The sequence below is a fragment of the Zooshikella ganghwensis genome (assembly GCF_018263875.1).
Classification (GTDB): domain Bacteria; phylum Pseudomonadota; class Gammaproteobacteria; order Pseudomonadales; family Zooshikellaceae; genus Zooshikella; species Zooshikella ganghwensis.
On record NZ_JAEVHG010000026.1, the window covers coordinates 45003 to 56354 of the forward strand.

The window sequence follows — 11352 nt, forward strand, 5'->3', positions numbered from 1 at the left end:
CCGTCTTAATCCATTACTAAAAAATACCCTTTTTTAATTTTATTTTTCTTTAAATCGTTAAAAAGCTGCTGTGCTTCTTCAAGCGTACTAAAAGTATCTATTTTTAGTTGACCATTTTTACCAATGCGTCCCCAGTAACGCATTAAAGCCCATTGCCCAAAGAGATCAGCTTGAATGTGCAAACTATAGTACTTGTTTTCATTCCGTTGCTGATCAACTTTGTGCAATAGAATCATGAAGTTTCACCTGCCAATCCATACCAAATGTAGCATAGCAGCCCAAATCCTTTAGCACATTAACAACTACTCAAATAACCCTAACCATGTTAGCATATTACCAATATTTGGTATTAATTGGTATTAATCTATGGCAAAGAACACAAGCATCTCTCTAGGAGATCACTTTGATGGCTTCATTGCAGAGCAGCTCAAAACTGGTCGTTTTGGCTCTGCCAGTGAGGTTATTCGCGCTGGTTTAAGATTGCTCGAGGAGCGAGAAGCCAAGCTTGATGCATTAAGAAAGCTCATTGCAGAGGGTGTTGTTGAAGCTGAAGCAGGTAAGACTGTTGATTATGACATGCAATCCATTCTTGATAGCATCAACCTAAAATAACTTCAAAGTTATATAACCTTGAGGTTATAATGTACTAACATTAATGATGATGAGCTTATGTGGAAGGTTGTTACAGTAGATGAGTTTGATCAATGGTTTTTAGCGCTTAGTGAGGCTGAACAGGTCTCAGTCTTAACCGTAATCAAGCTGCTTGAAATGAAGGGGCCTGAACTAAGCCGACCTTATGCTGATACCTTGGAAGGCTCTAAGCGTGTTAAAAACTTGAAAGAGTTAAGAGCACAGCACCAAGGCAGACCATACCGTGTATTTTTTGCCTTCGATCCTGAGCGGCAAGCAGTCCTGTTGTGCGGTGGAGATAAGACAGGCGATAAACGGTTTTATAAAAAAATGATACCCATTGCAGAAAGAGAGTTTTTGAAACATTTGGACAGCTTGCACTAATTGGAGGGTTAACAATGGCTAAACCACTATCAGAATTACTCAAAAAAGTTTCACCTGAAGTGCAAGCACAGGCAACCGCAAAAGCGGCTGAGATTCTTACTGAGATGACATTAGCAGAGCTTCGCCAGTCTAAAAATGTAAAACAAGAAGACCTCGCGAAAGCCTTAAATGTTTCTCAACCTAATGTAGCTAAGCAAGAAAACAACAACTCTGATGTCTACCTGTCAACGCTACGTAGCTACTTAAATGCCTTAGGTGGTGAGCTGGAGGTTGTTGCACGTTTCCCTGATGGATCTGCAGTTATCATTAATCAATATGACAACCATGCTCAGTAGGGCATGGTTATAACGTGTACTGCTTTACTTTGGGAATATTGAGTTAGAGCCTGTTCCACAATAATGTTCCACGCGGAACATAAAGCAGTTATCGTTTACCTATCTGATTTAAAGCTATTTAGTGTAAAAATCTATTTTTACACTTTGATCATAAATGTATTTGTCTTTTAAAGACTTTGTATATCCGTCTTTTACTGAGTCTATTTGTATGAAAGCACTCTTATCTAGCTTTAACTCATAGTATCCACTTTCATCACTCACAACCTGGTGTACTTTACTGCCACCAAAACCATCATAATCACCGCCTTCATAGTAATAGTTGGTTATATACAGTGTATAACCACTCATAGCTTTTTTGTCTCTATCGTACACATAACCACTAACAGTGACGTTTTGAACATCTGAGTGCGCGCTTTTCCACAAATTTTTGAGCACTGAAGGAAGTAAGTAATAAGAAAACAGCAGTATAGTTATAGCTGAAATTGCAATAATCGATTTTTTACTGACTAGATTTATACACATCAATCCTACTTTTTATAGCGCTCTTTGTTTAGTTCCTTAAGCACCCTTAACCAATCATCATATGTACCCATTAAATAAAAGCGTTTCAATAGCTTGTTTTTGAAGCGCTGAAACTTCTGGTTTTTAGCTCTATTTTTCAAAATACTTGAGATTAGCCACTCTTGATTAAATGCCACCCACTCTCCACCTGGTGGAAGTGCATTGATATGACAAACAGGAGCTACATCATTTAGATAAAAGTCAGTTAACTGCTCATCTGAAAATGAAGTTTCAGCTAAACGACGAGCGATAAACCTGATATCAACACTCTTTAAATCGGTATCTAAAAATAGGTCTGATATAGCAACCCAGGCATGGTGAAGCTCACTCTCTCTATGCATTAGTTAAAAATCTCTTTAAAAGCGATATCTGCACCAACACTTCCAGCTATTCCAAATATAATTACTAAAGCCCCAGAACACACTAAAGCTCCTGGACCACAAGCCAAGCCTGCAACAGCTCCACCAGCCATCGAGCCTAAAATACCTCCTCCTGTCGTTGCAGCAACATTACCAACAGCCTTAACTTTATTGTCAGCGGAAGCTACCTGATGTACACCAATTCCTACAGACAGTACCCAAAAGGCTTTGCCTGCATAGCCCAACTGAATGCCAAGTGCGTTAAATTTGGCATTTGGTCTTCTGGATGAGGCAATTATCTTTGTCCAAACTTTTTGCTTTAGTGGTTTGCTGAGATCCGCAAAAGGCTTTTTATAATGTTTTTGTGCATAGCGATTTTGTAAAAACTCTAATGTAAGGCCATCTTTCTTATATTTTTGTAAATAGGACAAGACAATAGGTGATGTTTTTGCCCTCAGACCATCCATTACCATGTTTCTTGACTGGTGAGCAATTTCAGCGGCTTGCTTAATGGTAATCTGCTTGTACTTAACCTGTTGCCTAAGCTCATTTACAAAAGCTTTGGTTTTCGCATTGTATTCATGTCTAAGCTTGGAGTCTGAAATGCCATGTAGCCCAAATGCTGCCGCCTGTCCTTCTAGCGCAGCAAGGCTAACTTCAAGAGCATGTAATTGTTTCTGCTCTTCCTTTTTATCTTGATCTGACATTTTTACACTTACCTCAAACAACGCCAGTCATCAAACCCTGCAGTACCACAAACTGAATGATCCCATTCAATCTTACGATAGCTGAATGAAACTACTTCTTGTGCAGGTAAACCACCAGCTGTTTGGCAGTCAGGTAAGCCAAAGGTGATATCAACTATAATCGCATCAAGTAGTTTGATGGTGTAATAGTGCTCTTGGGTACCTTGTGCAGATGTGCGGTAGAGGTGTAGCTCCCATTTAGTTAAGCGCTCACCAGTAGATAATGCATTGGCAAGTAATGGTGATGATTTGTCTAATGCTTTAGAAATTACGAAAGGGTTATGAACCCGTTGTCCTGATGGCTGGCCAGACTGTGGGTCTGTAGGTAACGTCATGTTATGGCTGGCAGATTGCACCATAATTGTGTCTTCAAAACCTTCCTGGTAAATATTTCCAACTGAACTCTCAGTGAAGTTACCAACCGTGATAAGGCCCTGTTTCTCGCCTTCAACTGTCAAATAGGCTGGGTTTGCCATCGAAATTCCTTAGCTGATCACATTAGAAAGGTCTAAATCTTATCAAGAAGAGTCACTGTACTTCTTTCGTAAAGTTCTCAACTTCCTAAAAATCCCAAGAGGGTCCTGCGCCTGCACGCCTAATCCTTTGCTATTGTTGGCCTACAGCCGGTTTGGCGTCATTTTTCATTATATTAGAATTCACTCACTTAGTAATACGTATTACCGTTTTTGATAGTATATTATCATTTAAGCGCAAAAATAGCCGATAACAGGGGTTATCGGAAGTTTTTTCGAGGGGGGTTAGTAATCGGGGTGGGGGAAGAGCATTAAGGGGGCTAGAGGGTGTGACTAACATTCAACCAGAGCATTAGCTGGCGTGGAAAAAGCTATAATTCAAAACAATTAATATTAAAGGCTAGAGTCATCGACTGAAAGATAAGTATAAACAGACATTCTAATACAAGAAAAGAATGCGATTAAATCAAGCCTCGTAGTTTTTTGTTAGTATTTTAACGTAATGCTCGACTTTTAGCCTATTAATTTTGCTAATTGAAGTGGAGTATTGCCTTGGATCCTATTAAATAATACACATAAACTGTGTGATAGTAGCTTCCGGGTAATTCGATTAGTCAAGCTCCATAGCGTTCTGCCTTTGGTTCGTTGAATATTAAACCTTTCTACTAGCTGACCAATGGTTGTCTCAACTCGCCGTCGTAACCGATTAAGCAGGCTCCTCCAATATTTGGGTAAAGGATCAATCATGTTACCTCTAACAGGTGTTTCTAGCTGAAGCGCTTTTAACTCAAGTAAATCAGCTTTAAATTCAGTTCCTAAATACCCTTTATCTCCTAATAAAATTCCGTTCGTCACAGGTTCGGTTAACTCCCTGGTGGCCTCTCGTTCACTACCACTAGCTGGCGTTAGCACAAACCCAGAAATGGCACCATGAAAGTCAATAATCAGGTGCCCTTTAAAGCCATAATACGTTTCACCTTTTGATGCACAATAACCGTAGTCTGCTTCTTCTTTAAAACGGCTGCAGTTTTTTGCTCGTTTAAAATGGCTAACAGGTAGAGGAAATGCATCAACAATATGCAGTGGGTCAGCGACTGTTCCAAGTGCTAGGGTGACTTGTTTTTGCAACTGTTGCTTTATGGCCCATAAGTTTGCCGCTTGCTTTGAAAACTGGCTTCTTGAGCCAATACCTGGAAAATAGTGGCACCAATGTTCGCGGAAATACCGCCAGATATGAGTATCTTCATCCATGCCAAAAAACTCGCCAATGAGTTCCATTGTAATTACTTCCGGATCTGAAAGGGACGGATTAAACCCCCGCTCACGTAATCGTTGTCCTTTAAGTAAGTCACTAAAGGTATCATCAACCCAACAATAAACTGCTATGATAAACTCTTCTACTGACATCCCTTGTCCCCATAAGTTTGTTTCAGCAAAACAATGGTTGGGGTCAAGGGGTGTTATTTCAAATTAATAAAAGTCGAGCATTGCGTTATTTTAGATTAATTAAAAAATAATATTGGCATAATAACAATACTGCGGACAGTTTTTAGGTTATTAGCATACCTCAATACAGGCCCTGTATTATAAGGGCTTTACTTTATTGCAAGTTACCAGATGGCCTAAGTTGGTATAAAGTTTAAGAGCACAGCTACAGCCTGCAAGTATTCATTTTACCCAAGCTCTAAAACTGTCCAAACTATTGTAATAAAATAGTTGGAAAATAAATTTAATAACAAATATGAGGGAGCATATATGAGTACTTCAACTTGGAGTAATCAACCAGTTGATGACAAATGGAATACAGTGAGCAACTGGCAACCAAAAGAAGTACCCATGACAAAAGCTATTTTCTCAGAGTCTTCCACAACAACGATCACTTTCTCTCCAAGCCGCAGTGTTTCAGTTAGCAGCATAGAGTTTGATAGTTTAGCATCTACTATTCCTTCTTTGACAATTACAGGGGAAGGTGTTGTTAACCATTCTACGAGTCATCAGCATTTTATTATTACCTGTTCAACTGAGAGTTATCAAGAGCCTCAACTCAAGTTCAAAAACTCAGCAAGTGCAGGCATACACAGTATTATCTACGAAGTAGGGCCAGCAAATAAAGGTGGCTACGGAGGGGGGGGAATTAGCTTTAGTGACAGTTCGTCTGCTGACACAGCCAGCTTTATTATTTATGGAACCATAGGCTCTGATGGGGATACATTTGGAAATGTAGTATTTCACAATGATGCCACTGCGGCTAATGCTACCTTTAACAATATATGTTTTTACCCAGTTACACACAGTTGCCGAAGGGACACCTTGGTAGTGAAAGGGCCAGAAACTATGAGAAGGAAACAGAGACTGTCTTTTACATGGATGCAGTTCAACAGTGAAGCCGTTGTTAAAATGGACCCAAATATATAGTTACTAGAGTATTTAGAGACGCTTTATCCGTTAGGTCCGAAGATTTAGTCTTTGATTAAATTGTATTAATTAAGATCTAAAAATGATACGTGATGAATATACTATAATTATAGAGAGTATGATTACTCTCATTTATCACATAATGAGGGGTTAAATATGTCATTACAAAAGATTGAATCAAACATAATTCCTAATCCATCTAATGACTTTCCAAATGAATTTTTAATACCTATAAGTATTAATGTAAATTGTAATTCATGGTCAGACTACGAAAATAAAGTAACTGGGGGGGTATTTACGCTGAATATCACTAATGCTTCATCAAATTTTATTAACATTTCTACTTTAGATTCGTTTCCAATAGCTGTTAACCTGGCTGGTTCTACATCATTGGGTTCTGGCTTAAAAAGCAGTTCATGTAAATTTTCCACATCTAGCATCACACTTTACATTGGTTTGGAAGGTGCAAATACTGCGATAGGCAATGCATCTGTAAGTTTCTTTGCAACTATTAAGGGTAATAGTGATGGAAGTATTGATCCTATTGATATTGAATTTTCCAGCGAATTTACCAATATAACACTACCATATTATATCAGTTCCTCAATTTTTGTCGCATGCGAAATATCTGGAGTAAAATACGAGTCACCTAATTTTAATAACAGTTCTTACATATTAAAATCAGAGCCAATTGCAAAAGCTAAATTATAATGACCACATGGTTAATCATAATTTAATTTATCAAGTAAAGAGAAAGCATTATCTAATCCAAACATGACCTCTTTGAAAGGCCATGTCTCTTGAGTTAGTAGTTCCAGTATATGCTGATTAGAACAAATTAAATTACAGTCATAATGAAAATAGCTACTAAGTGGAATTAATTATGAGTGCTACAAATAATAACACAACTATGTATGAAAGCAGACTATCTTCTCACATCCAATTAGTAGAACCTTGTACATTGAGTAATACAAGTAAGGATCTAAAAGTAGTTTACTTCAATGGTTATCCTATACTTTTTGTCAATGAAGGATCTAACCTTTCAGCAATATTTCAATCTCAAAATGAAACAGGCTGGGCAAAGCGTGTCATTCCATTTGAGTCTGAAATTGCATCTTACGATGTTTATATAGGACCAGATAATCTTTTATATATCTCAACTTCATTAGAAACAGGACTTTTTTCAGTTTCTCAAGGGGTTGATCCTTTAAACTTCTTTATATTGCCAGAAGAGCAGTTAAACTGGTATACACTAGATAATTTACCAACGTTTGATCAACTTGCATTTTGCTTAAAGGAGGTAGAAGAAAGTGTAAATTCACTGTTTATATATGCTTTTTCCTCAGAGGGACAAATCTACTCAATCTTGAAACAAAAAAATAATAATCAACTGATTTTTTATAAAATGGTTCCTATAGGAATCACAAGTACAAATATGTGTATATCAAGATTTAAAGGGAAAGTAGGCTGTTTCTTTTCATCTCTTTCAGGATCTAAAAAAGAATCTAATCTTTATTGGTGGAGTGCTCAAGGAGGAAATTGTTTTGCTATCAGTTTAGCAAATCTTGATAAAGGTGAATATACATTTTTGAACTGTAGTTCAAGGGGAGATAATGATAATTCTGCAATCGTAGCTATCAATAATACTAATGGTAAAGTATATTCTAGCATAGACGAAAACACTATAGAAAATTACCGTCCTAAATATAAAATTAACCCTGCTTTGTCACAGTATGTGAATTGTAAAAAAATACTAGGAGAGCCAGGCATAGCTGATGGTTTTATTTCCACTATTATAAAAAATAAAGTTTCTGTATTGTTGAATAATCAGTCTGAGACTGATTCTGTTTATCAGTTTGAGTTTGATAACCTTAATATCAGCAGACAGGTTATGGCATTAAATACTGATAACAAAACACTTGACGTATTTGGAGTTACAAATACTGGTATATTGTACCATTTTTTTCAAAGAAGTGACTCAGTATGGTGCAAAGTTGCAGTTTCGTTTAAAGGAGGCCAAACCCCGATATGTATAAATGCATTTAGAACAATGATAGATATTTCTGCGATCGATGAAGGCCAGAATACATTTGTTAACGTAATTCCAACTGTTGAATGCAGGTTACTAATCAATGGGAAAATAGTTTATACTAAGAAGGACCAGATAGTGAGAGTACCTGCTAGTTATGGTTCAATTGCAGCTGTCATACAGCTTACAGGTGAAGGGCTATCCTGCGCAGACTACATTGTTCAACATGAAAATGGATCTTTTGAAATCAAGGTTGCAGAAAGTACGCTCAAAAATATAAATAAATTCTTCCAAAATAACTCATCAAAGGAAATATCAACACTGTCTGGACAGCATAAAAAATTATTTTCTAAATGTTATTCGGAGGATGAAGTTAGGAGTCTGAAGGCGTCTTTAAATAAAATTACAAATTCCTATTTAGATTGTCCTGTGACAGAAACAAAAAATAACATTGATAATATTAATAAAAATATTTCTAGGAAAAGTCCTGCAGAGCTATTTTTACATAGTATTTCATATATCTTTATACCACCAGAACTACGTTCAAGTTCTGCTGGTACTGAAATGGAAAGATCTGGTAGAATCACTAGTATTGGCGTCGGCTCTATTACAAACTTTCCTCTTGACCCCATTGAAATTACTGAAAAATCGATCAATGTTGTCCTGGAAGAAACGCTGAATATCAAATACAAAATCACTATTTTCTCTGAAGTTTCAGCTCTTTTTTCCAGGGTGGTTGAATCAATTTTTGCTAGTCTTGGAGAAACAATAGAGTTCATTTACAATAGGCTTAAAGATTTAGATGATTTTATTCCATTAGGGCCTTTTTTTAGCTCTATTAGACATTTCTCTGATGTGATTGATACTGCGAAGTATTTAACCTCTGTCATATCAACTGAGCTTAAAGAAGTATCAGTAAAAATGGCTGACTATGCAAATGAAATTATCGACTATATAAAAACAAATTTAAACTCTATACAATCATTTACAAATCCTAATGGTACTCTAAACGAGTACTTTGATAAATCCAAAGCTAGTGCTAATAGTAACTTCCTGATGGATAATAATTGGTTTATACAGATTATACTTGAAAACCAAGCAAGTTTTCATTTAATGAACAGTAGCAATAATATACCCATTATAAATTTTAATAAAATTAGCTTTGATAGTATTTCTGTAGGAGGAAACACATCAATTTATGACCTAATTACGCAAGGTAATATGGAGTCTTTATCAAAGATAGTTATAGACTTCATTTCGGGAAATAGTAACTTATCTATTGATGGTGATCAGATATATAAATCTCTTTTTGAAGCTAGACTTGAAATACCTGTACTAAGCGACTTACTAGAGTGGGCAGGTATCAAGGATAGTTTAACTTTTATTGACTTAGTGAGTTTTATCCTTTCGTATCAGCTTATAGTGTTAAACAAACTTCCACCAGAAGAAGTAAAAGGTATTTTCGGATATGGTCAAAATTCGTTCAATGCCGTCAACAAAAAAGGCGATAATGCATTGTTTGCTCTAGCAGCAGATATATATTTAACTCCAGCAATTACTTGCCTTACTTACTTGGTTAAAGGTACTAACCTGGCTGTACTAAGTTTACAGCTATGTCTTAATGCAGCCAGAGCTTTACTATTCTATAAAATATTTGGTGGCTGGGGAAATATAATTAATATGCTTGGGGGATGGACTGCTCTTAGCATATTATTAGTTAACAAGGCTTTACCAATAGAAAGAAGTTTGTTATTTCAAAAGTTGTTCTTAATCACAGTTGCTTGTAATCTAATTACAGCTGTTAGTTACTTTATTGAGAGTAAATGCAGCATTAAAAAATTTAGCTTTTGGTTGGGTTGCTCTGAATTAGTAAACGTGACTTCTCAAGTTATTGCAGGATCAACCCCCACTCCCCATGCTACGGGATGGTGTCTTGCTATTAGCACTGCCTGTAAGTTTGGGCTGTGTGGAGCCATAGATGGAGGTGCATTTAAAGAGTTTGAAGGCAGTCAAAAAGACAGCCCGTTAGAGTGTGTTTAGCTAGAAATGGAGTTGAAGCGAATACACTGACTTGATTCACTCTAGCGATAGTTTTCATGGCTCTTTCTGGTATTATGGTTACTTTTCAGTCAATATAAGTCTCAAATAGCTCACCAAAAAATAGCCGATAACCCTGCGTATCGGCTATTTTCACTCAGGGACGGATGGATCAAAATTCATTATCCTAACGGATAAGTTAAATGAACCGCCCTGTGCGGTCCCGCATGCAGGGTGGTGTGGGGAGAGCTGGGTAGATACCAGCTCTTACCCGATTAGCCCTTATTTTGTATGGTTGCCGTAATTGCACCCGCTCCAACAAGCATACCACCACTAACTTTATTAAAAGCATTTTGAAACTTAACTGAGCTAACCCTATTGCGTAATACACCTGAGAACGTGGCATAAAAAGTAACACTTAAAGTCGATATACCTAAAAAGCTAACAGCCAGAATTAGCATCTGCGGCAATACAGGAGCGCTAGAGTTAATAAATAAAGGGAAAAATGCCATAAAAAATATAATACCCTTTGGATTTAATGCTGTTACCAACAACGCATTTAAATAAACAGAACTTTTTTTTATTTGCTTTTGTTCTATATGAGCAACACTAATCTTTGTTCGAAAAGCTTTGATACCCAAATATAATAGATATAACGCTCCAGCCCATTTTAAAATATTAAATAGTATTGCTGATGTTGCTAAAAGAGCCCCCATACCTACAAATGAAAAGCTCATTGCTACGACATCTCCAGACAACGTTCCAACCACCAAAGGTGTAACTGATTTTTTCCCAAATTCCAACGCTTGCCCCATCACCAGAAACACTGTTGGTCCCGGTGAAAAACATAAAACCATTGATGCAGCGATAAATGAAATCCAAACTTCAATACTCAATTGATTCTCCAATGAGGGCTAACTATTAATGAACGTCACTCTGACGCAAAACCTAACATCATTGTAGGCCTTGTGGCTAGTAGTATCCAGGGAGGTGGTGGGAGCGGCTCTTACCCGATTAGGCGACAACTCTACTCCAATTTAAACTTTTTGGTAAACGGCTTACCGTTAAAAGTGTGCGTACAGCACTTGCAAGTTGGCGAAAGGCTTGTCTCATCTATCTCAGGTGCTACCACTTGCAATAGGCCGTCTTTATCTACATATAAACCACTAAAGTAGCTGCTTTCACTTGTTATAATGTAGTCGTCTGCATCTTCAATATCCATTGATACCATCCAAAAAATTGGCTCTTGCTTATCTAGTCTGGCTACAGCCTCACTAAAGACGGAATCCCATCTTTTACCTACCTTAGAGAGTAGGAATCTAAACAATGGCGTATAGTCTAAACCCCGCTGGACATCCTTTTTCATTTTTACTGATTCAGCGT

At 37.1% G+C, this 11352-nt stretch carries 14 protein-coding genes; 6 read left to right on the plus strand and 8 right to left on the minus strand.

The features are described 5' to 3' along the window. Positions 1-5: 5 nt before the first annotated feature. Entirely contained in the window at positions 6-236 is a 231-nt protein-coding gene (locus KHS79_RS23535) for a WGR domain-containing protein (RefSeq protein ID WP_212722622.1), read from the minus strand. A 130-nt stretch (positions 237-366) separates the two neighbouring features. Here KHS79_RS23535 and KHS79_RS23540 point away from each other — a divergent pair, with 130 nt between their 5' ends. The 3 genes from KHS79_RS23540 to KHS79_RS23550 are packed head-to-tail and all read left to right on the plus strand — an operon-like array spanning position 367 to position 1349. Further along, positions 367-612, plus strand: a complete 246-nt coding sequence (locus tag KHS79_RS23540) for a type II toxin-antitoxin system ParD family antitoxin (RefSeq protein WP_027710377.1) — start codon at positions 367-369, stop codon at positions 610-612. A 57-nt stretch (positions 613-669) separates the two neighbouring features. Further along, the gene (locus tag KHS79_RS23545) at positions 670-1014 is read left to right on the plus strand and encodes a type II toxin-antitoxin system RelE/ParE family toxin (protein ID WP_027710378.1); all 345 of its coding nucleotides are present in this window, start codon (positions 670-672) and stop codon (positions 1012-1014) included. Between the two features lie 14 nt (positions 1015-1028). Next, positions 1029-1349, plus strand: a complete 321-nt coding sequence (locus KHS79_RS23550) for a helix-turn-helix domain-containing protein (RefSeq protein ID WP_212722623.1) — start codon at positions 1029-1031, stop codon at positions 1347-1349. Positions 1350-1463: 114 nt separating this feature from the next. Here KHS79_RS23550 and KHS79_RS23555 read toward each other — a convergent pair whose 3' ends face one another. From KHS79_RS23555 to KHS79_RS23575, 5 genes are all read right to left on the minus strand, one after another. After that, positions 1464-1871, minus strand: a complete 408-nt coding sequence (locus tag KHS79_RS23555; RefSeq protein ID WP_212722624.1) for a hypothetical protein — start codon at positions 1869-1871, stop codon at positions 1464-1466. Positions 1872-1876: 5 nt separating this feature from the next. Then, positions 1877-2251 (minus strand): DUF7079 family protein, encoded by a 375-nt coding sequence (locus KHS79_RS23560; RefSeq protein WP_212722626.1) that lies wholly within the window; start codon positions 2249-2251, stop codon positions 1877-1879. Then, complete coding sequence (locus KHS79_RS23565) at positions 2251-2976, minus strand: hypothetical protein (RefSeq protein ID WP_212722628.1); 726 nt, start codon at positions 2974-2976, stop codon at positions 2251-2253. The genes KHS79_RS23560 and KHS79_RS23565 overlap by 1 nt, the downstream gene beginning before the upstream one ends. A gap of 8 nt (positions 2977-2984) precedes the next feature. After that, positions 2985-3491, minus strand: coding sequence for an Hcp family type VI secretion system effector (locus tag KHS79_RS23570; protein ID WP_212722630.1), 507 nt, complete (start codon positions 3489-3491; stop codon positions 2985-2987). 510 nt (positions 3492-4001) lie between these two features. After that, positions 4002-4895 (minus strand): IS982 family transposase, encoded by an 894-nt coding sequence (locus KHS79_RS23575; RefSeq protein WP_212722632.1) that lies wholly within the window; start codon positions 4893-4895, stop codon positions 4002-4004. Positions 4896-5243: 348 nt separating this feature from the next. Here KHS79_RS23575 and KHS79_RS23580 point away from each other — a divergent pair, with 348 nt between their 5' ends. The 3 genes from KHS79_RS23580 (at position 5244) to KHS79_RS23590 (ending at position 9972) form a co-directional block, all read left to right on the plus strand. Beyond that, positions 5244-5903: a hypothetical protein gene (locus KHS79_RS23580; RefSeq protein WP_212722634.1), complete on the plus strand. Its 660-nt coding sequence runs from the start codon at positions 5244-5246 to the stop codon at positions 5901-5903. A gap of 156 nt (positions 5904-6059) precedes the next feature. Then, positions 6060-6614 (plus strand): hypothetical protein, encoded by a 555-nt coding sequence (locus KHS79_RS23585; RefSeq protein ID WP_212722636.1) that lies wholly within the window; start codon positions 6060-6062, stop codon positions 6612-6614. A gap of 172 nt (positions 6615-6786) precedes the next feature. Next, entirely contained in the window at positions 6787-9972 is a 3186-nt protein-coding gene (locus tag KHS79_RS23590) for a hypothetical protein (protein WP_212722638.1), read from the plus strand. Between the two features lie 272 nt (positions 9973-10244). Here the strand turns inward: KHS79_RS23590 and KHS79_RS23595 are convergent, their stop codons facing one another. Continuing rightward, positions 10245-10865, minus strand: a complete 621-nt coding sequence (locus KHS79_RS23595; RefSeq protein ID WP_212722640.1) for a LysE family translocator — start codon at positions 10863-10865, stop codon at positions 10245-10247. 131 nt (positions 10866-10996) lie between these two features. Beyond that, on the minus strand, positions 10997-11352 hold a 356-nt coding region (locus KHS79_RS23600), incomplete at its 5' end, for a hypothetical protein (protein ID WP_212722642.1).

Coding starts and splice junctions, on each gene's coding strand:
- KHS79_RS23580 (WP_212722634.1), top strand. CDS start 5,244: ATGAGTACTTCAACTTGGAGTAATCAACCAGTTGATGACAAATGGAAT.
- KHS79_RS23565 (WP_212722628.1), bottom strand. CDS start 2,976: ATGTCAGATCAAGATAAAAAGGAAGAGCAGAAACAATTACATGCTCTT.
- KHS79_RS23590 (WP_212722638.1), top strand. CDS start 6,787: ATGAGTGCTACAAATAATAACACAACTATGTATGAAAGCAGACTATCT.
- KHS79_RS23570 (WP_212722630.1), bottom strand. CDS start 3,491: ATGGCAAACCCAGCCTATTTGACAGTTGAAGGCGAGAAACAGGGCCTT.
- KHS79_RS23585 (WP_212722636.1), top strand. CDS start 6,060: ATGTCATTACAAAAGATTGAATCAAACATAATTCCTAATCCATCTAAT.
- KHS79_RS23535 (WP_212722622.1), bottom strand. CDS start 236: ATGATTCTATTGCACAAAGTTGATCAGCAACGGAATGAAAACAAGTAC.
- KHS79_RS23540 (WP_027710377.1), top strand. CDS start 367: ATGGCAAAGAACACAAGCATCTCTCTAGGAGATCACTTTGATGGCTTC.
- KHS79_RS23560 (WP_212722626.1), bottom strand. CDS start 2,251: ATGCATAGAGAGAGTGAGCTTCACCATGCCTGGGTTGCTATATCAGAC.
- KHS79_RS23575 (WP_212722632.1), bottom strand. CDS start 4,895: ATGTCAGTAGAAGAGTTTATCATAGCAGTTTATTGTTGGGTTGATGAT.
- KHS79_RS23550 (WP_212722623.1), top strand. CDS start 1,029: ATGGCTAAACCACTATCAGAATTACTCAAAAAAGTTTCACCTGAAGTG.
- KHS79_RS23545 (WP_027710378.1), top strand. CDS start 670: ATGTGGAAGGTTGTTACAGTAGATGAGTTTGATCAATGGTTTTTAGCG.
- KHS79_RS23555 (WP_212722624.1), bottom strand. CDS start 1,871: ATGTGTATAAATCTAGTCAGTAAAAAATCGATTATTGCAATTTCAGCT.